The following is a 22116-nucleotide window of genomic DNA, read 5'->3' as shown; positions in this document are numbered from 1 at the left end:
GTCACCTGGCCCGCACACGAGAAAGCCCCCACCCGCTGCATCCGCAGCAGGTGGGGGCAACTCGCAGATCAGATTAAGAGCAGTTCTGACCCCGCGTCAGCGTCAGGGTCCGCCCGGTCTGAGCACCGTTGGTCAGCGACTGACGCGCCACGTGCACCTCGACCGGCGAGCACTCGGCCGTGGCCTCGTTCTGTGCCGAGCAGTCCGGCTCACCCGACCCGTTCACCTCGCCCGTGGCGTACCACTTCACCGATGTGACGACCGTGTACGAGGATTCCGTGCCCGTAGCCTCCTTGCCCCACTCGTACCCGTCCAACGCGGGCTGTCCACCGAGCAACGCACTGATCACACGCTCACGCTCTGCCCGATCCGGCGACGGCTCCTCCTTGTCGAAGTCCCGCACCGCCTGCCGGTTGCAGGTCTGCTTCGGGGCGTTCTTCTCGATCGCGACCGACTGTGGCCTGGCCCCGGCGGGCATCAGCTCGCTCGTGCCCAGCCCAGCCCCCCAGCTCGTGCCGGCCGTGCCAGCGCCCAGCACCGTCGCCCCCACCGCCGCCAACGCGACCATCGTCCACCCCTTGCGCATCCCGCCAGGTGAGAACAAGGCCCTGCCCCACACCGCCAGCGCCACGCCAGCCCCCACCGCCAGGATCAGCACGACCAGCGCCGTCCCGACCACCCATCCACTGATCTGTGACCACCCCGACAGCCCGTCCGGGTTGATTCCGTTCAACATGTCCGACTCCTCGCCGCTCGTCTGGCCCGCTCTTGCTTCGTTGCCGTGTCTCGTCCTGGGTTCGCGGTCCCCACCGCGAAGGTCTGTCAGCGCGCCATCGCCTGCACCACCAGCACCCACACCACGAGCACCGCCAGCGCCACGGCCGCGATCACCCACCGACCCCGCGCCGAGTCCCACGCGTCCGGTACCCGCTCCTGCCACGACGTCGGCAGCGGCGCGTCCACGGACTCCGCCACCCACCGCCGCCCGGCCTCGCCTGCGCGCTGGCGCAGTCGCCGCACGGACGCGACCAGTCCCCGGTCCCGCTCTACGTAGACCACGCGCGGCTCCTGACCCTCCGGGACGTCATGGCTCTGCTCGAACTCCGTCTGCTCGCTCACTTCTCTGCCCTCTCGTTTCGGATCACCGTTGTCGCCACCCTCAGCAGGTGCCGTGTCTCGGCCAGGTACTGCCGACTCGTGGAGTGGCTGAACCCGGTGGCCTGCATGACGTCCTCGACCGTGACCGCTTCCATCCGGCCCCCCGCCTGCGCGCAGGCCAACGCGACCTGCCGCGCCCAGTCCCCCGCGTCCCCGTCGTCGGGAAGGCAGCTGATCAGCACACGCATCGTCACCGCCTGCCCCGAACGGGCCACCTCCTGCGCCGCCCGGACCACCCGGGCACAGCGCACCAGCTCACGCCGGGCCTGACGCAGTGCGGTCACCGAGACGCCCATCGCCTCCGATGCCGCCACGACGTCATCCCCGAACGCCAGCACCACGGCCAGGGCACGGGCCGTCATCTCCGAGGACTCCATGACCGACTCGACCACCCGCATCACCTCCGCGACTTCCCGGTGTGCAGCCAGCGCTTCAACCACAGCCTCGGCCGGGTCCTCCATGACCGTCGACACCGCGGTCTTCTCCCGCGCCACCGCGGAAGCCTCCAGCGCCTCCTGGCCCGCCCGCGACCGGCCGACCGCCCGCAGATGATCCACCGCTCGGTTCCGGGCGATGGTGCCGACCCAGGTCCGCAGGGAACCCCGGTCCGGATCGAACCGCTCCCGGGAGTGCCACGCGGACTCCCACGTGCTCTGGAGCACGTCCTCGACGACGTCGCCGTTGCCCGAGGGTCCGAGTACGGCCACCACCGTGCCTCGCACCGAGGCCACCGCTTCCGCCAGCTCGTCACCGGTCACCAGCACCATCCCCGCCGGAGCCACCCGGTCCGCCTGCCCGGTCATCAGTCCACCGCCTCCATCAACGCCCGTGGCATCGCCCGCCGCTCCAGCCGGCAGTGCGGGCAGTCTGCAAGCACGGCCTGCCCGTACGCCGGGATGTGCACGTCCGGGTCCTGGCACGGCTCACCGGTCCGCAGCTCACGCACCTGCCCCGAAGCAGCCGGAGCCTGAGTCACGGCGACCGGCCGGGGCCGGGTCACAGCGACCAATTCCTCGAACTCCGAGGCCAAGGACCGCGCCACGAAGGCCGTGGGCTTGCGCACCGGCCCCGAGGCCCGCGCCAAGACCACGTCCACGATGGACCGCAGCTGCCCGTCTCCGAGGTCCGCAGCCGCCGGCACCCGCTGAACCAAGTCCGCCAGGACCACACCCCGATGGACCAGCCCCACGCCTTCCCCACCGTCGATGACCTGATCGGTCCGTCGTCCGTCGTCCGTCGTCGTCTCCGCGCGCACTGCACCGGACTGACGGACTGACGGACGGACAGATGAGGGTTCTTGAGGGTTAGTCCGCGCGCGATCCTTATAGTCGGCAAAGTCGTGATTGTCGGGTGAGTCCGCCGAAATTGTCGGGTGAGTCGACTCACCCGACAGATTGTCGGGTCGCGTGTTCATGCGGGTCTCAGATTTACCCGACAGATTGTCGGGTCGCGTCTTCGTGCGGGTCTCAGATTTACCCGACAGATTGTCGGGTCGCGTCTTCGTGCGGGTCTCAGATTTACCCGACAGATTGTCGGGTCGCGTGTTCATGCGGGTCTCGGCGTCTTGGACAAGGTCGTTCAGGGCCTCTTCGCGGAGGTAGTACCTCAAGCCGATCCGCCCGCGCCCGTCCCCGTAGCGAGACTCGGTGTCCACCAGGCCCAGGTCTCGCAGGCGGGCGATGTGCCGCTCCACCGAACGCACCGTCTGGGCCGACCGCCGGGCCAACAACTCCTGGCTCGGGTGGCACGACCACGCCTCGTCCGCATGGTCACCCAGCAGCAAAAGCACGAACGCCTGGCCGGTGTTGAGTTGGCCTGTCTCCGCGACTTTCTGCGCCCACTTCATCGCTTCGATGCTCATGCCTGCTCCTCCTCGGTCCCGAATGCCTCGGCGTGCGCCTCACGGGCATCGGCCAAGCGGCGGCGCCCGGTGCGCTCTGAGCACCCGAACTTCTCTGCGACCTCCGCCGCCGAGGGCACCTGGCCCTCCTGCGCGCGGGACACGATCCATGCGGTGATGTCCGCACCCGATGCCTTCTCCACCGTCTTCGTCTCTGCGGCGACCGGCTCTGACGACGCCACGGTCTCGACGACCTCGATCCCCTGGGCGACCTGCGATTCCTCGACCACGGCCTGCGGAACCTCGCGGGCCTCGCGTTCGGTCTCGAGTTTGGCTTGACGCTCCATCCGTTCCAGCTCCTGCCGGTGCCGAGCCTCGGCCACCTCGGCCTCCCGCTCGGCCTCGCGCCGCTGGGCCTCGATCTGCCAGCGGCTCGCTGCGAGTTCGGCCTCCAGCTCCGCGCGCTGACGATCCAGCTCCGCCTGAGCCTTCAGCTGCTCTGCTTCCTCCGACACCTGCGATGCGCGCTCGGCCCGCCGCGAGTCCGGGTTCTCCACCGCGACCCGCGCCAGCTGATCCGTGGCCACGAACACCGCCACCGGAACCATCACCGCGATGAGCGCACCCACCACGGACTGCCACACGCTCGCGTTCTCAGCACTCCACGCATGCGCCCCGTTGGCGATCATCGACAGCCCCGTGAACGCCCCCAGCGCCCACCACGACGCCCGCGCGGACTCCCCTCGAGACTCGTGCACCAGTACGGAGCCTGCGTAGACCAGGATCGCCAGGTCTATGAAGACCGGCACTGCCCAATGCATGAACGGCGGCAGCCCCAGCCACGCCGCGACCTCGTACAGCGCCGCGAACGAAATGGAGAACGCCACCAGCCCGGCCACAGCGGTCCCGGCCACCACGGCCCGGATGAACCGCCCATCGTTCGGGTTGACCCGGCGCGGAAGCGTCCGAATCCCACTGTCCGTGGGCCGCGCCCCGGTGCTATCCTTTGAGTGCTCGACCAGCGTGTTCTTTGGAATGTGCACCGTCTCGGATTGAGCGTTTTCGGAAGCCCCGACAGCCTGCCCGCTGGCCGGGGCTTCCGCCCTTTTCGGCCCAGACGTTCGGGCCTCCCACATCTGCTGCGCGCTCATCGCGTGCCCTCCTCGATCTTCTTCAGCACCTCATCCAGGTCGTCCACCGCGTCCCGCAGCGTCGACCGGATCTCCGCCTGGGACTCGCCCTCGACATGCCCCACGGACCGGATCACGTGCGCCAGCGTCCGCACGCACCGCACCGAGTCCCACACGACCCCGTGCAAGTCCTCGTCTTCGACCAGCGCCTTACCCGTCGCCGGAGACACCAGCGAGGCCACCGGGGTAGCCGCCTTGATCAGCGCTGGCACCGCGGCCGCACCCGACCCGTTGAACGCAGTCAGCACACGACGCGCGCGGTTCTTCTGTTCCTCGTCGTGCCGGACCAAGTCCAGCGGCTCGATCCCGAAGTCTTCGGCCGGCATGTCCAGCACCGAGTCCAGGCCCATCTGGCCCTCGAGCACCGCCTCTGGCCCTTCGGACGACGTCGCGGCTCGCTCGCGCACCGGCTGATAGGTCTTCCCGTCCGTGCCAGTCACCCGCCGAGCGTTTCCAGGTGTCCCATTTGGGACATCTCGACCCGCCGTCGCGTCGAGTTCCCGGTGCACGGTGCTCTTAGACAACTGAGTGGCGGTTGCGATGGCGCGTGCGCTCATGCCGGCCTCACGAAGTGAGAGGACCACGTCCTGCCGATATTCCAAGGGCGGACGGAGGTGGAGGTTTCCGAACTCACGGGTCACGTAGTCGTCCCAGCTGCGGTAGCCAAGAACGGCCCAGGCCCGTCCTCGATATGCCGAACGGATGAGGTGGTAGACCGACTCCATGCCAGTCTTAATCTGGTCCGTGAGGTCACGCGCTGCCGCAGCAGTCATGGACGCGCCGTGGTCAGGGTCAACCACTGTCGCCGTCACGGCTTCCCCTCCTCGGCCTCGAACACGAAGAGGTCTCGCATCGACAACCCAAGAAAGTCAGCGACGGTCTCGAGTTCCGTGAAGGTGAAATCGCGGTGCCCGTTCATACGTGCTGACACCGATGCGCGGCTTAGACCGAGGGCTTCGCCCAGGTCCCCCATGCTTTTGTCGGCCAGGGCCAACCTGGAGCGGATTTGCAGAGTTAACTGCTTCTGTCTCGTCATGGCCACCAGTGTTGTGCTACCCGCAACACTGGTCAAGCCGTATGTTGCTTATGTAGCAATTTTTTTTCGTATCCCATGACGACTGGCCTGCCCTTCGCTACGCTGGACACATGGATGAGTCAGAAATCAAGACCGCGCTCCTCGCGGAAATCCGCGCCTGGATGGGCCGCCGGCAGGTCAACCAGTCCGACATGGCCCGGCACATGGGCCTGACACGCAGCGCGGTCAGCCGGCGGATGAGCGGACAGCAGGACTTCACGTTCCCCGAACTGGCCTCGATCGCGGGGTGGCTCGACATCACGCTCGCTGAACTGTTCGGCCCGGTCGTCCTCCAGGCACGAAGAAGCCCCCGCACCGACATGGTCGGTGCAGGGGCCTCTGCTCGGCTCCCCCGGTTGGATTCGAACCAACAACCCTTCGATTAACAGTCGAATGCTCTGCCGTTGAGCTACGGGGGAATGTGCCGCGAACCGCCGGAGCCGTTCGGACAACGGATGGAACTCTACCAGAGCCCCTGCCTGCGCGCCACCCGCCCGCGGGGCGCCGTCGTCGTCCTACCCACGCCCGGGGACCGGGCCCTTGCCAGGCACGGTTCCGGCGGGCCTACGGTGCGCGGACACCCCAAAACCATCAGGAACGGACCCGAAGGAGAGACGTGTCCATGACCATCACGACCCTCACACGCAAGACCGCCCTGACCGGCACGGGCATGCTCGCCGCCCTCGCCCTCGCGGCCTGCGGCACCACCTCCGACAACGGCGACGACGGCTCCGTCTCGCCGGAGGTCGACGCCTCCTCGGCAGTGGCGAGCACCCCCGCCACGGACGACGCCTCGACCACGTCGGCCTCGGCGTCGTCGTCGGCCTCGTCGACGTCGGCGTCGTCGACGGCCGCCGCGGCCAGCAGCGGCTCGGGCACCGGCCAGGCCGACGACCCCGCCTACGCGGTGATCGACGCGGTCCTGGAGAAGCACGGCGACGGCATCATCGTCGAGGTGGACGCCAACGATGACGACACGACCTGGGAGGTCGACGTCGTGGTGGGCGAGGAGGTGAAGGAGCTGGACGTCACCGCCGACGGCGACATCACCGAGACCGACCGCGAGTCGGATCTCGAGGACGTCCAGAAGGCGAAGGACGCCGAGGTCACCGCCCAGCAGGCACTCGACACCGCCCGGGAGGGCCGTGACGGGGTGACCCTGGACGAGATGGACCTGGAGGACGACAACGGCACCCTCCAGTGGGAGGTCGGGTTCGATCGCGAGGACGGCTCCGACGGCCCCGAGGTCGAGATCGACGCCACGTCCGGCGAGGTGCTCACGGTCGACGAGCGCTGACGCCGCGCGGCCGACGGGCCGCCGTTTCCCGAACGAAAACGCGCCTGGAGCCGCCGTTTCCCGAACGAAAACGGGTGGGGGTCAGTCGTCGGCGCGGAGGGCCCGGCGGCGCGCCTCCAGTTCCATGAGCTCGCTGTTGAGGCGGGTGAACTCGGCGGGGTCGCCCTCGGGGCCGAGCCGCTGCAGGCGCCCGAGCAGCTCCTCCTTGCGGTGCACGATCTGCAGGGCGAACAGGCGGTTCATGATGTCCCGGCAGTACCGGTCCACATCCTCGGGAGTGCGGGCGGGCAGGTCGCGGACGGCCAGTTCGGACACGACGCCGGCCACCTCCTGGGGCACGGCGTCCCGCACGGCGTCCACCCAGCGCTGCGGCGTCGCCCCCGCCGACCCGGCCATCTTCACGCCCTGGTGGACGGCGGCGTACTGCGGGACCGTGAAGCGGGCGGCGTACAGCGCGGTCCACTGCTCCGCGGAGAGCAGGGTCGGATGCTGCAGCACCACCTCGAGGGACTCCCGCTCCCGGCGGGCGACGGGGTCGCGCGGATCCACCGGCACCACGATCCGCGGCGCCGGGGCGGCGGCCTCCCCGTGGTGGCCTTGGGGCCCGAGCGCCTGCCCGTCGTCCGCCGGGGCCGGCCGCGCCTCGGGCTCGGGCCCCCGCCGCGGCGCGCGCCCGGCCGCGGCCACGGCGCGGTGCACGGCGTTCGGGTCCAGGCCGAGCCAGCCGGCCAGCTCCCGCTCGTAGCCGGGACGCAGGACGGCGTCCTTGATGCCCGCCACGATCGGTGCCGCGTGGCGCAGGGCCCCGGCGCGGCCCTCCACGGTGTCGAGGTCGTAGTCCTTGAGCCCGGCCCGGATCGCGAACTCGAAGAGCGGGCGCCGCGAGGCGATGAGCGCGCGCACCGCCTCGTCGCCCTTCTGCATGCGCAGATCGCACGGGTCCATGCCGCTGGGCTCCACGGCCACGAACGTCTTGGCGAGGAAGCGGTGGTCCTCGTCGAACGCCTTGAGCGCGGCCTTCTGCCCGGCCTCGTCGCCGTCGAAGGTGAAGATCACCTCGCCGCCCGTGCCGTCGTCGGAGATCAGGCGGCGGGCCACCTTGATGTGGTCCGCGCCGAACGCGGTGCCGCACGTGGCCACCGCCGTCCCGACGCCGGCCAGGTGGGCCGCCATCACGTCCGTGTAGCCCTCGACGAGCACCAGCTGACGCTCCTTGGCGATGGTCCGCTTGGCCAGGTCGATCCCGTAGAGCACCTGCGACTTCTTGTAGAGCGGCGTCTCGGGGGTGTTGAGGTACTTGGGCCCGGGGTCGTCGTCGTACAGCTTGCGCGCGCCGAAGCCGATGGTCGCGCCGGTCATGTCCCGGATGGGCCAGAGCAGACGGCCGCGGAACCGGTCGTACAGGCCGCGCTGCCCCTCGGACACCAGCCCGGAGGCGCGCAGCTCCTCGTCCCGGAACCCCTTCTGCCGCAGGTGGTCCAGCAGATGCGACCACCCCTGCGGGGCATATCCGAGGCCGAACTGCGCCGCGTGCTCCTGTGTGAATCCCCGCTGGGTGAGGAAGTCGCGGGCGGCCTGCGCCTCGGGCGAGCCGAGGGCACGACGGAAGAACTCGTCCGCCACCTTGTTCGCCTCGAACAGGCGACGACGGCGTCCCGTCTCCGCCTTGTCCGGGCCGGTGCCGCCGTCCTCGTAGTGCAGCTCCACCCCCACGCGGGACGCCAGTCGCTCCACGGTCTCCGTGAAGGTGGTGTGCTCGAGTTCCATCAGGAAGCTGATGACGTCCCCGTGCGCGCCGCAGCCAAAGCAGTGGTAGGTGCCCACGCCGGGGCGCACGTGGAACGACGGCGTCCGCTCGTCGTGGAACGGGCACAGCCCCTTGAATGAGCCCACGCCCGCCGAGCGGAGGGTGACGAACTCCTCCACGACGGCCTTCAGATCCGTGCGCTCGCGGACGAGGTCGATGTCCTTGCGCACGATCAGTCCAGCCATGCGGACCATTCTAGGGACGGGGCGGGGCGGTCAGCCCCGAGCGGAACCGGCCTCCGTGGACGGCTCGGCATCCGCTGCGGCCTGTGCAGGACCGGTCCCCGTCGCGCGGGACGCTTCGGTCCGCGCCGCGCCCGCTCCCTCGGACGCGGGGCGCCCGGTGGCGGGGTCGATGACGGGCAGCGCGCCGGTGGCCGCCTCGACCAGCGGATGGAACAGCGCGGCCGAAGCCAGGCCGCCGTGACGGCGGCGCGCCGAGGACACGAACGAGAGGCTCATGTCGCCCACCATAGCGACCCGGGACCGTGATTCCGGTCACGGGAAGGCAACATTCTGGGCGGTCAGGTCACGGTTCGACGCGCGCCCGCCCCCGCGGACTGCCCGTGCAGCGGCAGCAGCCGGGGCACCAGCCGGACGAGGCTCACCATCGCCCCGAGCTCCACGAGCGTCTGCGTTACCACCACGAGCGGGGCCGGGTCCAGGCTCGCCGGCAGGGCCAAGGCCAGTGGGAGCACCACCAGGGAGTTCCGCGTCGCGCCCGAGAACACGAGCGCCCGCCCGGCGGGCACGTCGAGGCGCGCCCACCGCGCAGCCACCACGCCGAGGGCCACCATCACGGCGGCGAACGCCGCGAACAGGGGCACGACGACGCCCAGCGCGGGCAGCCGCTCCCCCACCCCGCGGATCTGTGAGGCGACCACCGTGAACAGCGTGACGACCATGAGCGGGACCATCGCCGCCGTGAACCCGCGCACCACCCCGGCCGCCGCGCACCGCACCCCACCGCGGCCGCGCGCCGTGCCCCACTGGAGCAGCGCCGCGAGCGCGAGCGGCGCCAGGATCAGCAGGACCAGCGCACGGACGAAGGGCCCGACGTCGACCGCGGCCACGGCAGCCTCGCCGGCGACGACGCGCAGCAGCACGGGCAGCACGACCAGCTGGACGAGCATGAGCAGCGGAGCCGCCGCCAGCAGCCGCTCGGCCGCCCCGCCCGCGAGCGCGGTGAACGCGATGACGTAGTCCACGCACGGGGCCAGCAGCACGAGGAGCACGCCCACGAGCAGCGCGGCGACCAGGGCGCGGCGGGGCGGGGAGGACGGCATGCCGCCAGCGTACGGAGCGATCCGGGCGGGGGCTGACCCCTACGCTGGGGGCCATGCCCACCGCCCCCGCACCGTCCGTGGCCGCTGCCACCCCGTTGCACGTGGCCGTGCGCACGCTCGACGCCGCGGCGCTCGCGGCGGCCGGACACACGGCGGCGACCGCCGTGGCGGCGGTCTACGCGCACGCCGTCGTGCGCGGGGCGGCGTCGTTCTGGCTGGACTCGGCCCTGCCGGACCCGGCCGAGGCCCGCTGGTCCGTGGCCGGAGACGGCCTGGACGTGCTCGGCGAGGAGCAGGGCCGCACGCCCTCCCCCGGCCCGCGGCTGGTCCGGCACGACGACCCTGCCGATCCGGACCGCGCGTGGGCCGACCTCGCGGCCGCGGCCGCGCCCCGGCCGGTGGTCGGCGGCGAGGGGCTGCCGCTGCGCGGCGGCCTGGTCGGCTGGCTCGGCTACGAGCTCGGCCTGGCGGATCTGGGGGTGACACCGCCCTCACCCCGACCCGGGGACCCCGCATCCCTGCCCGCGCAGTTCTGGGTGCGCCCGTCCCGCTACGTGGTGGCGGACCACGCGGCCGGGGTGCTGCACTGCTGCGTCGTCTCCCTCGCTCCGACCGCCGCGGAGACCGGGGCCGACCGCTGGGCGGCGGACGTGCGCCGCGCCCTCGCCGCGGCCCGCCGCGCTCTCGAGACGGCGTCGGGCGACGTCGTCGTGCCCCCGCCGCGGGACGCCGGCCCGGGACCACAGGCCGACGAGGAGGCGCCGGGCACGTGGCGCGAGGACCGGGCGGCGTACGCCGAACAGATCGCCCGCTGCCGCGCCGCGCTGCACGCCGGCGACTCCTACGAGCTGTGCCTGACCACCCGCTTCGACGCCGATCCCGGGCTGCGCGTGGACCCGCTGGTCCTCTTTCACGAGCTCGCCGCGCACCAGCCGGCCCCGTATGCGGCGCTGCTGGAGCACGGCACGGGCGCCCGCCGGTGGGCCGTGGTCTCGGCCTCACCGGAGCGGTTCCTCGCCGGGCGCGCGGGCCGGTACAGCACCAAGCCGATCAAGGGCACCGCCGCCCGCCTGGCCGACCCGGTCGCGGACGCCGAGGCCGCCCGCGCGCTCGCCGCCGACCCCAAGACGCGCGCCGAGAACCTCATGATCGTGGACCTGCTGCGCAACGACCTCTCCCGGGTGTGCGAGCCCGGCTCCGTGCAGGTGCCCTCCCTCATGGCGGTGGAGAGCTACGCGAGCGTCCACCAGCTCGTCTCCACGGTCACGGGGACCGCGCGGGCCGGCGTCGAACCCGTGGACGTGGTGCGGTCCCTGTTCCCCGGCGGGTCGATGACGGGCGCGCCGAAGCGACGCAGCGTCGAGCTGCTGGCCGCGTGGGAGGCCTCCCCACGGGGGGTCTACTCCGGGGCGCTGGGGATGCTGAGTGCGGACGGGACGACGTCGTTGTCCGTCGTGATCCGCACGGCCGTGCTCGCCGGGGGCCGCTGGTCCGTGGGGACCGGCGGGGCGATCGTCGCGGACTCGGACCCGGCCGCCGAACACGACGAGGTCCTCCTCAAGGCCCGCGGCCTGCGCCGGGCCCTCGCCCGCGCCGCCGGAACGGGCCTGCCGACGACGGCGCCCGACGTCGCCTGACCCCACCCTGTGGTTCGGGGGCGATATTCGGCGGTATTCCGACGGAATAACGCCGCAAACCGCCCCCAAACGAGGGGGGCGCCCACCCGTGCGGCCTGCCTAGGCTGGGGACATGGCCGATCCGCACCCCGTCCTCGCCGCCTCCGCCCCCGACCTCGACCCTGACGCGCTGGACGCCGTCCGCGCGCTCGTGGCCGCCGCCGAGCGTCCCGTGGTGCTCTCCGGGGCGGGGATGAGCGCCGAGTCCGGCATCCCCACGTTCCGTGACGCCCAGACCGGCCTGTGGGAGCGCTTCTCCGCGGAACAGCTCGCCACGGAGGAGGCGTTCCTCGCCGATCCCGCGCTCGTGTGGTCCTGGTACCGGTGGCGTGCCCGGATGGTGCGGGCCCGCCGACCGAATCCGGGGCACGACGCCGTCGCCGCCTGGCAGCGCCGCACACCCGACCTGGAGGTGGTCACCCAGAACGTGGACGACCTGCACGAGCGGGCCGGCGCCCGCGTGCTCGCGCACCTGCACGGCTCGCTGTTCGAACACCGCTGCGCCGAGTGCGGGGCCCCGGCGGACGTGGACCCGGGCGCGCCCTCGGACGTGGACGCGGCCGGCTCGGAGGCGGACCTGGAGGCGATGCTGCGTGAGGCGCCGCCGGCGTGCCCGGCGTGCGGGACGGGACGGATCCGGCCGGGCGTGGTGTGGTTCGGCGAGATGCTGCCGCAGGAGCCGTGGGAGCGCGCCTACGAGGCGCTGGAGCGCTGCGACCTGGCCCTCGTCGTCGGCACCTCGGGCCTGATCCAGCCGGCCGCGTCCCTGCCGTTCGTGGCGCTGGGAGCCGGGGTCGCCGTCGTCGAGGTGAACCCCGTGGAGACCGAGCTGAGCGGCGCGGTGACGCACGCGCTGCGCGGCTCGGCCGGGGCGGTGCTGCCCGCGCTCGTCGCCGGCGTCTGGCCCGGGCCGTCGGGGGCCTTGTCGACTGCGAGGCACGTCACATGGTGACGCAATAGACAACACACGCATGACTTAATAGGCTCCCCTTGCCGGCCCGCCAGGAACCCCTGGCCCGCGGCGCCGCCCCCGCCACTCCTCCCGAATCGAGATTGCCATGCCCCAGTCCCGCGCCCTCTCGCGTGGTGTCCGCCTCTCGGCCGTGTCCGCCACGCTGCTGCTCGCCCTGACCGCCTGCGCCGGCGGCACCGGCGGCTCCGGCTCGGACTCCGCGTCCGGCGCGGCGTCCGGCTCCGCCTCCGCCGCCGAGTCGGACAAGAAGGTCACCCTGTACTCGGGCCGCAGCGAGGACCTCGTCCAGCCGATCCTGGACGAGTTCACCGACGAGACCGGCATCGAGGTGGAGGTCCGCTACGACAAGACCCCCGCCATGGCCGCGCAGCTGATCGAGGAGGGCGAGGGCTCCCCCGCCGACGTGTTCCTCTCCCAGGATGCGGGCGCGCTCGGCGCCGTCGCCAAGGAGGGCCTGTTCACGCCCCTCGCCCAGGAGACCCTGGACCGCGTGCCCGAGACCTACCGGGACGACGAGGGCGACTGGGTCGGCCTGACCGGCCGCGTCCGCGTGCTGGCCTACAACGAGGAGAAGGTCCCCGAGGCCGACCTCCCGACGTCGGTCGACGAGCTGACCGATCCGAAGTGGAAGGGCCGCGTCGGCGTCGCCCCCACCAACGCGTCCTTCCAGACGTTCGTCACCGCCCTTCGCCTGCAGAAGGGCGAGGACGAGGCCCGGACCTGGCTCGAGGACTTCGCCGCCAACGACCCGCAGCGCCGCGAGAAGAACGGCGAGATCCTCGCCGACGTGGACGCCGGCACCCTGGACACCGGCCTAGTCAACCACTACTACCTGTTCGAGCTGGCCCGGGAGAAGGGCGTCGCCCCGGAGGAGCTGGGCGCGTCCCTGCACTTCTTCCCCGACGGCGACCTCGGCTCGCTGGTGAACGTGTCCGGCATGGGCCTGGTGGGCGAGCAGGAGGACGGCGACGCCGCCGCCCTCGTGGAGTACCTTCTCTCCGAGGACGGTCAGTCGTACTTCGCCGAGGAGACCGGCGAGTACCCGCTCGTGGAGGGCGTGGAGCAGCCGGCCGGCTTCCCGGAGCTCTCCGAGGTCAAGGCCCCCGACGTGGACCTCAACGACCTGGACGACCTCCAGACCACCATCCAGATGATCCAGGAGGCGGGCCTGCTCTGACCCCCCGAGCACCGGAGCCGGCCGTCCGCCGCACGCGCGGACGGCGCGCTCCCGCGGCGCTGACCGCCGCGGCCCTCGTGGCCGCGGCGGTCGCGCTCGTCCCCATCGGCTACCTGTTCCTGCGCACCGCCCAGGGCGGGTTCGGCCCCTGGCTGGACGCCGTCGTGAGCCCGCGCGTGGGCGCCCTGGCCGCCACCTCGCTCGCGCTCACCGCCGTGGTGACCGCGCTGTGCCTGGTGATCGGCGTGGGCGCCGCCTGGCTCGTCACCCGCACCGACACGCCCGGCCGCGGCCTGCTGGCCGTCCTGCTGGCGCTGCCGCTGGCCGTGCCCTCCTACGTGGCGGCGTTCACGTGGGTGTCCGTCTCGGACCTGCTGCCCGGCGTGGAGGCGGGGCGCTTCGAGGGGTTCTGGGCCGCGGTGACGGTGATGACCCTCTACACGTACCCGTACGTATACCTGCCGGTGGCGGCCGCGCTCTCCCGCATCGACCCCGGCCAGGAGGACGTGGCCCGCTCGCTCGGCCGCGGCCCCGCCGCCACGCTGTTCACCGTCACGCTCGCCCAAGTGCGCCCGGCGATCGCCGGCGGCGCCCTGCTGGTGGCCCTCTACGTGCTCTCCGACTTCGGCGCCGTGGCCATCCTGCGCCTGGACACCTTCACCCGGGCGATCTTCACGGCGCTCGAGGTGGGCTTCAACCGGCAGCTCGCCCTCACCCTGGCCACCGTGCTCGTGCTGCTGACGGTGCTGGTGCTCTGGGGCGAGTCCCGCACCCGCCGGGCCGACGACGGCGTCCGCTCCGGTCGCACGGTCCGCCGGGTCAGCGTGCACCGGCTGGGCCGGTCCCGCTGGGTCGGCACCGGGCTCCTCGCCGTGGTCACGGGCGCCGCGCTGGGCGTGCCCGCGGTGAGCCTGGTCCGCTGGATGGGCGAGGGCACGTCCCTGTCCGCCGTCCGGGACCGCTGGCTCGACGCCGTCTCCGGCTCCGTGGTCCTGGCGGGCGCGGGCGCGGCGCTCACCCTCGCCCTCGCCCTGCCGATCGGCATCCTCGCCGCCCGCCACCCGGGGCGCGTCTCCCGGATCGCCGAGCGCGCCGCGTTCCTCGCGCACGGGCTGCCCGGCGTCGTCGTGGGGCTCTCCCTCGTGTTCCTCGGGGTCTCCCTGGTCCCGGCGCTCTACCAGACCACGTGGATGGTGGCCTTCGCCTACGCCACCCTGTTCCTGCCGCTGGCGGTCACGTCGGTGGCCGGGGCCGTCGCCCAGTCCTCCCCTGCCCTCGAGGAGGCGGCCCGGTCCCTGGGCTCCTCGGGCGCCGAGGTGCTGCGCCGCGTGACCCTGCCGCTGGCGCTGCCGGGGGTGGGCGCCGGCGTCGCGCTGGTGGCCCTCACCGCCATGAAGGAGCTGCCCGCCACGCTGCTGCTGCGGCCCACCGGCATGGACACGCTCGCCACCCGCCTGTGGAACGCCACCAGCGTGGGCCGGTACGCCGAGGCCGCCCCCTACGCGCTCACCCTCGTGCTGCTCGCCGCGGTGCCCACGTGGGTGGTGGTCCACCGCACGGGGATCGTCGCGGCCGTGCGCGGCCGCTCGAGCGCCCCGTCGACCCCGAACGAGGTGTCAGAATGACCGCCATGCCCTCCCCCGCCGCCTCGACCCGCGCGTCCCGCCCGGCCGGTCCCCGGCCCGGCGTCGGCCACGCCGTGTCCGTGGCCGACCTCGGCGCCTCCTACGGGGAGGGGCCCGTCCTGGAGGGCGTGCAGTTCGACCTGGAGCCGGGCGAGCTGCTCGCCGTGCTCGGCCCCTCCGGCTGCGGGAAGACCACGCTGCTGCGCTGCCTGGCCGGCTTCGAGCGCATCGAGTCCGGCCGCATCAGCCTTGCCGGCTCCGTGGTGGCCCTGCCCCGCGTGCACGTGCCCGCCCACCGCCGGCACGTGGCCGTGGTGCCCCAGGACGGCGCCCTGTTCCCGCACCTGAGCGTGGCGGAGAACGTGGGCTTCGGGCTGCGCCGCCGCCGGCCCGGGCGGATGGCCCGCATCCAGGAGTGCCTCGAGCTCGTGGACCTCGCCGGCCACGGCGAGCGCATGCCGCACGAGCTCTCCGGCGGCCAGCAGCAGCGCGTGGCCCTGGCCCGGGCGATGGCCCCGCGCCCGCCGCTGATCCTGCTGGACGAGCCCTTCGGCGCCCTCGACGCCTCCCTGCGCAGCGGCCTGCGCCGGGACGTGCGCCAGGCGCTGAAGGAGGACGGCGCCACGGCCGTGCTCGTCACCCACGACCAGTCCGAGGCCCTGTCCATGGCCGACCGCGCGGCCGTGATGCGGGCCGGGCGCCTGCCCCAGCTGGGCACGCCGGACGAGGTGTACGCGCACCCGGCCGACGCCTGGGTCGCCGCGTTCGTCGGGGAGGCCTCCCTGCTGCCGCTGCTGGACGTGACCGGGCCGGAGCGCGACGGCGGCCGGCGGATCGGGCGCACCGCCCTCGGCCCGGTGCCCCTGCACGGGGCGCGTGCGGCCACGGCTGTGCCCGGGGACCTCGTGGTGGTCCGCCCCGAGCACGTGCGCGGCACCCTCGACCCGACCGTTGACGTGGACGGGGTCGAGGCCGCGCGCGTCTGGACGCCCGCCACCGTGGTGGACGTGGACTACCGCGGCCACGACTCGGTGGCCACGGTCCAGCTGGCCGACGGCACCCGGGCCCAGGCCCGCGTGGAGGGGGCGCTGCCCCCGCTCGACGCCGCCTGCGGGGTCCGGCTCGCGGGCCCGTGCGCCGTCGTCGCCCCGGGCGAGTGACCGGCCCGGGGCGGCCCCTCAGATCCAGACGCGCCGGAACTCCGCGCCCTGCACCAGGGTGTGATGCCACTCGACGGCGGTCGAATCGGTGAGCGAGGCGATCTGGTCGATCACCACGCGCCGCCGGGCGGCGTCGTCGGGGGCCTGCGCCCAGTCGAACGCGAACATCGGCTCGAGGTACCGGTCCCCCGTGGCGTCCAGCAGCGCCACGAGCTCCGCAAGCACCTCGCGCTGCCGCGCGTAGAGCGGCTGACGCTGCTCCGCGGTCATCACGTAGGCCGCCGCGATGCCCTTCATCACGGCGATCTCGGTCTCCGTCTCCTCGGGCACCACGACGTCGGCCCCGTGGCGGGTCAGCGGCTCGTTGCCGAACACCTGGCGCGTGGCGTCGAAGGCGGCGCTGCAGAACCGGCCGATCAGCTGGCTCGTCATGTCCTTCATCGCCGCGAGCGCCCGCCGGGAGCCGTCCATCTCGGAGACCCACACGTCGGTGGCCTCGAGGCGGGCCAGGGCCGCGTCGACCTCGGCCGGGTCCGTGTGCGGCAGGTACCACTGGCGGGTGGTCTCCACGACGCGCTCCCGGTGCTCCGGGATGGCCAGCCACTTGAGCTGGAACACGGCGTTGACCACGCCGTCCTCGACGTCGTGCACGGAGTAGGAGATGTCGTCCGCGAGGTCCATGACCTGGGCCTCCATGGACGTGCGCGTGCCGGGCACCCCGGCGCGGAACCAGCGGAACACGGGCAGGTCGTCCTCGTAGACGCCGAACTTGCGCGACCGCGTGCCGTCCGGACGCAGCGGGGCGTCCTCACGGGTCCACGGATACTTGCACGCGGCGTCGAGGGCGGCCCGCGTGAGGTTCAGGCCCGCGGAGGAGCCGTCCGCGAAGAGCTTCTTCTGCTCGAGGCGGGCCAGCAGCCGCAGGGTCTGGGCGTTGCCCTCGAAGCCGCCGACGTCCTCGCTGAGCGCGTCGAGCGCCTTCTCCCCGTTGTGCCCGAAGGGCGGGTGGCCGAGGTCGTGGGACAGGCAGGCGGTGTCCACGAGGTCGGGGTCGCAGCCCAGCGACCTACCGAGCTCACGCCCCACCTGCGCCACCTCGAGCGAGTGCGTCAGGCGGGTGCGGGCGAAGTCGTCCGCGTCCGGGGCGACCACCTGGGTCTTGGCCCCCAGCCGGCGCAGGCCCGCGGAGTGCAGCACGCGGGCACGGTCCCGCTCGAAGTCCGAGCGGTACGAGGACTTGGGCGGCTCGGGCAGCCACCGCTCCCGGTCCCACGGCGTGTAGCCGGGGGTCTGCACGGCGCGGCCGGCATACGGGGGCCGGCCCTCCGGGCCGAACAGCACCGGCTGGTGGGCGGCGCCGGTCCAGGGCGACGACGGCGCGGCGGGCGCTCCGGCGGCGGGCTCCGGCGTCGTGGGCTCAGCCACCGGAGACGTCCAGCTCGGCGGCCTGGATCATGGCCTGCTGCTCGGCATTGAGCTCGCGGGAGTCGAGCCAGCCGTCCGGCAGGTGCGGGCGCTTGGGGGCGCCGGCCCGGCCGCGCGGGCCCTCGGCGGCCTCGCCCGGGTAGGGCTGGCCCCGGTCCACGCGGGCGAGGATCTCGCCCAGCGTGGCCAGGTCCGGGACGGTGGACAGCGCGGTGCGGATCTCCGAGCCCACGGGGTAGCCCTTGAAGTACCAGGCCACGTGCTTGCGGATGTCCCGCAGCGCCTTGAGCTCGTCGCCGCCGAAGGTGTCCACGAGCAGCTCGGCGTGGCGGTACAGCGTGTCCGCGACCATGCCCAGGGTCGGCTGGAACCGGTCCTGGCGGCCCTCGAAGGCGGCCTGCAGGTCCCCGAACAGCCAGGGCCTTCCCTGGCAGCCGCGGCCGATCACGACACCGTCCACGCCGGTCTGCTCGACCATCGCGATGGCGTCCTCCGCGGACCAGATGTCGCCGTTGCCGAGCACGGGGATGTCCGGCAGGGCCTCGCGCAGCCGGGCGATGTCGTCCCACACGGCGGTGCCCGAGTAGAACTGGCGGGTGGTGCGGCCGTGGAGGGCGACGGCGGCGACGCCGAGGTCGCGGGCCGTGCGGCCGGCGTCGAGGAAGGTCAGGTGGTCCTCGTCGATGCCGCGGCGCATCTTCACGGTCACCGGGATGTCCTTCTTGGCCGCCTCGGTCACGGCCGCCTTGACGATGGAGGCGAACAGCTCCGCCTTCCACGGCAGGGCGGAGCCGCCGCCGCGGCGGGTCACCTTGGGCACGGGGCAGCCGAAGTTCAGGTCGATGTGGTCGCAGCGGTCCTCCTCGACCAGCATCCGCACCGCGGCGCCGGTGGTGACCGGATCCACCGAGTAGAGCTGCACGGAGCGGGGCACCTCGTCCGGGTCGTGCTGGATGATCCGCATCGACTCGGGCTTCCGCTCGACCAGCGCGCGGGCCGTGACCATCTCGTTGACGTAGAGGCCGCCGCCGTACTCGCGGCACAGGCGACGGAACGCCGTGTTGGTGATGCCGGCCATCGGGGCGAGCACCACGGGGACGTCGATGGTCAGCGGCCCCAGCCGCAGCGGGGGCAGGGTCAGGCGGTCCGTCGTCGGGGCGGGGTGACGGGCCTCGTGGAGCTGATCGTCGTCGGCGATGCGTCGACCCGCGCCGGCGGACTTGGCGTAGTGCGCGACGTCGTCGGCGTCGGTCACCGCCGCGGCGGGGAGGGTGTGGGAAGAAGTCATGTCGGACCCCATTCTTCCATTCCGCCCGGCACCCGCGTCACCGTGCCCCACGACGAGGCCCGCTGGGAGGCGATCGCCGAGGCACCCCGCCGGGACGGGCAGACCGTCCTCCCGGCGGGTCAGGCCTCCGACGACGGCGCCGCGTCCCCGCCGTCGAGCACCGCCAGCAGGTCAGCACCGGCGAACATCTGAGCGGTCTGCCGGGCCGACGGCGTGCCCGCGTCCGGGTCCGCACCGGCGGCCAGGAGGTGGCGCATCGAGACGACATCCCGCTTGAACGTGGCGCAGGTCAGGGCGCGCTGGCCGCGATCGTTGGCGTGCTCGATCTCGGCGCCGGCCTCGATCAGCATCGCCACCGTGTCCGGGCGCTCGTGGTAGGCGGCGAGGGTGAGGAAGGAGTCGCCCGCGTGGTTGCGCAGGCGCGTGCTCACCCCGGCGTCCAGGTATGCCTTCAGCTGGGCCGTGTCCCCGTCCCGCGCCATGTCGAAGAGCCGGTTCGCCAGCTCGATGTCCTTCTCGCTCCACTGCTCGCTCATGCCCGCCAGTATGGCGGACGCCGCGGCGATCGACCGCTCCGCAGCGACATCTCCGCGGGTCTGCCCGCAGGTGATGTCGCCGGCCGGCGGTCAGACGAGCACCGGGAACAGCCCCGCCCGCCCCGCGGTTGCACCCGGCATGACCCGCAAACACCTCGGCTTCCTCAACTTCGGCCACTGGATCCACCGGCCCGGCACCGAACCGGACGCGCGGCAGGCCCTGGACGACGTCGTCGCGATGGCCGTGGCCGCCGAGGACGCCGGACTCGACGGCGCCTGGCTCCGCGTCCACCACTTCCAGCGGATGTTCTCCTCGCCGTTCCCGATCCTCGCCGCGATGGCCGCCCGCACCGAGCGGATCAGCCTCGGCACGGGCGTGATCGACCTGCGGTATGAGAACCCCCTGCACATGGCCGAGGCCGCGGCCACCACGGACCTCATCTCCGGCGGCCGGCTCGAGCTCGGCGTCTCCCGCGGCTCACCCGAGGCCGCCCTCGACGGCCAGGCGCAGTTCGGCTACGCCCTCGCCGAGGGGCAGACCTGGGCCGACGTGACCCGCGAGCGCGGACGCCGGTTCCTCTCGGCCGTGCGCGGCGAGGGCATCGCGACGCCGGACCTCACCTCCGGCTGGGCGCACAGCTCGCAGCCGCTGCGGATCGAGCCGCACTCCCCCGGGCTCGCGGACCGGATCTGGTGGGGGTCGGGCTCCGTGGGCTCGGTGGCCGGCGCCGCCGCGGACGGCTACAACATGCTCTCCTCCACGCTCCTGCTCCAGGACGACGGCCGCCCCTTCCACGTCCAGCAGGCCGACCAGATCGCCCGCTACCGGGAGGCCTTCGCCGCGGCCGACCACACGGGCCCGGGCCGCACGGCGGTCACGCGCTCCGCGTTCGTCATCCAGGACCGGGAGGACGAGCTGTACTTCGGCCGGGAGCGGGCCTCGCGCGACTCCTCCGGCATGCTCGAGGGCGGCGCCGCCCGCTCCGGCCCGACCTACGCCGGGTCCGCCGAGGAGGTCGCGGAGAAGCTCGCCGCCGACGACGCCGTCGCCGCCGCCGACTGGGTCCTGTTCGCCAACCCCAATCAGCTCGGGGTCGAGTACAACGCGAAGATCTTCGCCGGCTGGGCGGAGGTCTGGCGCCTACTCGGCTGGGATGCATGACCGAGGCCGCGCCGCCCGTCCCCGCCGCCGACGACGCCGCCCGAGCCCGTCGCGCGCGCTGGGCCGTCACCGCCGCCTTCGCCACGAACGGCGCCCTGCTCGGCGCGCTCATCCCGCACTACCCGGAGGCCAAGGCCGTATTCCGCCTGGACCCGGCCGCCTTCGGCCTGCTCGTCATCGCGCTCGCCGTGGGCGGCACGCTCGCCGGGCCCCTGCCCGCGCCGATCCTGCGCCGGTTCGGCGCCCGACGCGTCATGCTCGCCGGCAGCGTGGCCATCGCCCTGCTCACGACGGCGGCCGGTCTCGTCCTCGACATCGCCGGGGCGGGCGCGGGGGCCGGGCACGGTGCGGGCACGGCCGCGGCCTGGCCGCTGTGGGTCTTCGCGGGCCTCGTCCTGGCCTCGGGCGTGCTCGACGCCGTCGTGGACACCGCCCAGAACGCGCAGGGCCTGCAGGTGCAGACCCGGCTGGCCCGGCCCGTGCTCACGACCATGCACGCCGGCTGGAGCCTCGGAGCGGCCGCCGGTGCCGGGCTCGGTGCGGCGGTCATCACCGTGGGCGGCCCCGCGGCCCTGCACCTGGGGCTCAACGGCGCGGTGTGCGTCGCGGTGCTGCTGGGGGTCCGGCGTCTGTTCCCGGCGGAGGCGCCCACGGACTCGGCCTCGGCCCGCGACGCCTCGGATCAGTCACCCGCGCCGTCGGAGACGTCCGCACCGCCCGCCCCGGCCACCCAAGCCCTGTCCCGCCGCGCCGCCGTGGCCGCGCTCGTCCCCGCCGTGGTGATCGGGATGGCCGGCTTCGGCGTGGAGGAGTTCGGCAACGCGTGGGCCACCCTGTTCCTGATCACGGAGCGCGGCCTGGACCCGGCCGCGGCGGTGCTCGGCGCGTCGACGCTGCTGGGCGCGCAGTTCGTCGGACGCCTCGCGGGCGACCGCACCCTCGCCGCCCTGGGCCGCCGCGGGGCGCTGACGGCGGGGCTGGGCGCCGTCGTCGTGGGGCTGGGGCTGGCTCTGGCGCCGCTGCCGGGGCCGGTGGCCGTGCCCGCCGCGTTCGCGGGGCTGGCGCTGGCGGGGCTGGGCTGCGCCGTGGTGGTGCCCGTGGCCTATGCGCTCGGCGACGAGGCGCCCGGGCTCCGGCCGCAGACCGGGCTGGCGGTGACGAGCTGGTGCATGCGGCTGGCCGGGGTCGGGCTCAGCCCGGCGGTCGGGGCGCTGGCCGGCGCCGTCGGTCTGGCACCGGCGCTGACGGTGTTCCTGGGCCTGGCCGCCGTCGGGGCGGTGCTGGCCGCGCGGCTGCCCGCCGCCCCGCAGAGTGGTCACGACACGCCGTCTCGCGCGGGTGCACGCGGCGTGTCGTGACCACTCTGTGCCGGGGTCCGGGGTACAGGGCCCGGGGTCCGGGGCAGGCAGAAACCGCTCAGTCGTCGTCGACCTCGCCGGCGA

22 protein-coding genes and 1 tRNA gene are annotated in these 22116 nt (G+C 73.3%); 9 read left to right on the top strand and 14 right to left on the bottom strand.

What is annotated here, in order from left to right; genetic code table 11:
• Positions 1-73: 73 nt before the first annotated feature.
• From AUV08_RS00510 to AUV08_RS00480, 7 genes are all read right to left on the bottom strand, one after another.
• Positions 74-736, bottom strand: coding sequence for a hypothetical protein (locus AUV08_RS00510; protein ID WP_060973426.1), 663 nt, complete (start codon positions 734-736; stop codon positions 74-76).
• Positions 737-822: 86 nt separating this feature from the next.
• Entirely contained in the window at positions 823-1119 is a 297-nt protein-coding gene (locus tag AUV08_RS00505; protein WP_036340685.1) for a hypothetical protein, read from the bottom strand.
• The gene (locus AUV08_RS00500; protein ID WP_227449005.1) at positions 1116-1961 is read right to left on the bottom strand and encodes an RNA polymerase sigma factor; all 846 of its coding nucleotides are present in this window, start codon (positions 1959-1961) and stop codon (positions 1116-1118) included. Before AUV08_RS00500 ends, AUV08_RS00505 begins: the two co-directional genes overlap by 4 nt.
• Complete coding sequence (locus tag AUV08_RS00495; protein ID WP_061873033.1) at positions 1961-3019, bottom strand: helix-turn-helix domain-containing protein; 1059 nt, start codon at positions 3017-3019, stop codon at positions 1961-1963. Before AUV08_RS00495 ends, AUV08_RS00500 begins: the two co-directional genes overlap by 1 nt.
• Complete coding sequence (locus tag AUV08_RS00490) at positions 3016-4149, bottom strand: DUF2637 domain-containing protein (protein WP_036340683.1); 1134 nt, start codon at positions 4147-4149, stop codon at positions 3016-3018. The genes AUV08_RS00495 and AUV08_RS00490 overlap by 4 nt, the downstream gene beginning before the upstream one ends.
• Positions 4146-4628, bottom strand: coding sequence for a hypothetical protein (locus AUV08_RS12110; RefSeq protein ID WP_231865114.1), 483 nt, complete (start codon positions 4626-4628; stop codon positions 4146-4148). Before AUV08_RS12110 ends, AUV08_RS00490 begins: the two co-directional genes overlap by 4 nt.
• Before the next feature lie 368 nt (positions 4629-4996).
• Positions 4997-5224: a helix-turn-helix transcriptional regulator gene (locus tag AUV08_RS00480; RefSeq protein WP_060974140.1), complete on the bottom strand. Its 228-nt coding sequence runs from the start codon at positions 5222-5224 to the stop codon at positions 4997-4999.
• 110 nt (positions 5225-5334) lie between these two features.
• Between AUV08_RS00480 and AUV08_RS12365 the strand changes: the two genes are divergently transcribed.
• Entirely contained in the window at positions 5335-5649 is a 315-nt protein-coding gene (locus AUV08_RS12365; RefSeq protein WP_084776563.1) for a helix-turn-helix transcriptional regulator, read from the top strand.
• On the opposite strand, the gene AUV08_RS00470 is transcribed toward AUV08_RS12365, so the two are convergent.
• Positions 5611-5682, bottom strand: a tRNA-Asn gene (locus AUV08_RS00470). The two genes, AUV08_RS12365 and AUV08_RS00470, sit on opposite strands and share 39 nt — an antisense overlap.
• A 203-nt stretch (positions 5683-5885) precedes the next feature.
• Here AUV08_RS00470 and AUV08_RS00465 point away from each other — a divergent pair.
• Positions 5886-6560, top strand: coding sequence for a PepSY domain-containing protein (locus tag AUV08_RS00465; protein WP_061867445.1), 675 nt, complete (start codon positions 5886-5888; stop codon positions 6558-6560).
• A gap of 81 nt (positions 6561-6641) precedes the next feature.
• Here AUV08_RS00465 and dnaG read toward each other — a convergent pair whose 3' ends face one another.
• The 3 genes from dnaG to AUV08_RS00450 all read right to left on the bottom strand — a co-directional run bounded on the left by dnaG (position 6642) and on the right by AUV08_RS00450 (position 9652).
• Positions 6642-8552 (bottom strand): DNA primase, encoded by a 1911-nt coding sequence (dnaG, locus tag AUV08_RS00460; protein WP_061867368.1) that lies wholly within the window; start codon positions 8550-8552, stop codon positions 6642-6644.
• Positions 8553-8582: 30 nt separating this feature from the next.
• Positions 8583-8828 carry a hypothetical protein gene (locus AUV08_RS00455; protein ID WP_049146142.1) on the bottom strand — a complete coding sequence of 82 codons (246 nt, stop codon included), beginning with the start codon at positions 8826-8828 and terminating at the stop codon, positions 8583-8585.
• 62 nt (positions 8829-8890) lie between these two features.
• The gene (locus AUV08_RS00450; protein WP_369814506.1) at positions 8891-9652 is read right to left on the bottom strand and encodes a bile acid:sodium symporter; all 762 of its coding nucleotides are present in this window, start codon (positions 9650-9652) and stop codon (positions 8891-8893) included.
• 53 nt (positions 9653-9705) lie between these two features.
• On the opposite strand from AUV08_RS00450, the gene AUV08_RS00445 reads away from it, so the two are divergent.
• From AUV08_RS00445 to AUV08_RS00425, 5 genes are all read left to right on the top strand, one after another.
• Complete coding sequence (locus AUV08_RS00445) at positions 9706-11289, top strand: anthranilate synthase component I family protein (protein ID WP_061867369.1); 1584 nt, start codon at positions 9706-9708, stop codon at positions 11287-11289.
• A 112-nt stretch (positions 11290-11401) separates the two neighbouring features.
• Positions 11402-12280, top strand: a complete 879-nt coding sequence (locus tag AUV08_RS00440; RefSeq protein ID WP_061867370.1) for an NAD-dependent deacylase — start codon at positions 11402-11404, stop codon at positions 12278-12280.
• Between the two features lie 106 nt (positions 12281-12386).
• Positions 12387-13478 (top strand): iron ABC transporter substrate-binding protein, encoded by a 1092-nt coding sequence (locus AUV08_RS00435; RefSeq protein WP_036317448.1) that lies wholly within the window; start codon positions 12387-12389, stop codon positions 13476-13478.
• Positions 13479-13555: 77 nt separating this feature from the next.
• Positions 13556-15103, top strand: coding sequence for an iron ABC transporter permease (locus AUV08_RS00430; RefSeq protein WP_010079202.1), 1548 nt, complete (start codon positions 13556-13558; stop codon positions 15101-15103).
• 5 nt (positions 15104-15108) lie between these two features.
• Positions 15109-16263, top strand: coding sequence for an ABC transporter ATP-binding protein (locus AUV08_RS00425; RefSeq protein ID WP_231862088.1), 1155 nt, complete (start codon positions 15109-15111; stop codon positions 16261-16263).
• Between the two features lie 18 nt (positions 16264-16281).
• On the opposite strand, the gene AUV08_RS00420 is transcribed toward AUV08_RS00425, so the two are convergent.
• The 3 genes from AUV08_RS00420 to AUV08_RS00410 all read right to left on the bottom strand — a co-directional run bounded on the left by AUV08_RS00420 (position 16282) and on the right by AUV08_RS00410 (position 19512).
• Positions 16282-17688, bottom strand: a complete 1407-nt coding sequence (locus tag AUV08_RS00420; RefSeq protein WP_084776560.1) for a deoxyguanosinetriphosphate triphosphohydrolase — start codon at positions 17686-17688, stop codon at positions 16282-16284.
• Positions 17681-18976: a tRNA dihydrouridine synthase DusB gene (dusB, locus tag AUV08_RS00415; protein ID WP_231865113.1), complete on the bottom strand. Its 1296-nt coding sequence runs from the start codon at positions 18974-18976 to the stop codon at positions 17681-17683. Before dusB ends, AUV08_RS00420 begins: the two co-directional genes overlap by 8 nt.
• A gap of 119 nt (positions 18977-19095) precedes the next feature.
• Positions 19096-19512, bottom strand: coding sequence for an ankyrin repeat domain-containing protein (locus tag AUV08_RS00410; protein WP_061873031.1), 417 nt, complete (start codon positions 19510-19512; stop codon positions 19096-19098).
• 139 nt (positions 19513-19651) lie between these two features.
• Between AUV08_RS00410 and AUV08_RS00405 the strand changes: the two genes are divergently transcribed.
• Positions 19652-20674: an LLM class flavin-dependent oxidoreductase gene (locus tag AUV08_RS00405; protein ID WP_061867373.1), complete on the top strand. Its 1023-nt coding sequence runs from the start codon at positions 19652-19654 to the stop codon at positions 20672-20674.
• Positions 20671-22032, top strand: a complete 1362-nt coding sequence (locus AUV08_RS00400) for an MFS transporter (RefSeq protein WP_061867374.1) — start codon at positions 20671-20673, stop codon at positions 22030-22032. The genes AUV08_RS00405 and AUV08_RS00400 overlap by 4 nt, the downstream gene beginning before the upstream one ends.
• Positions 22033-22116 lie beyond the last annotated feature (84 nt).

The sequence above is a fragment of the Micrococcus sp. CH7 genome (genome assembly GCF_001595485.1).
GTDB lineage: Bacteria > Actinomycetota > Actinomycetes > Actinomycetales > Micrococcaceae > Micrococcus > Micrococcus luteus.
The sequence above is the reverse complement of the archived record's forward strand: the minus strand, read 5'-3'. Positions and strand labels throughout refer to the sequence as shown.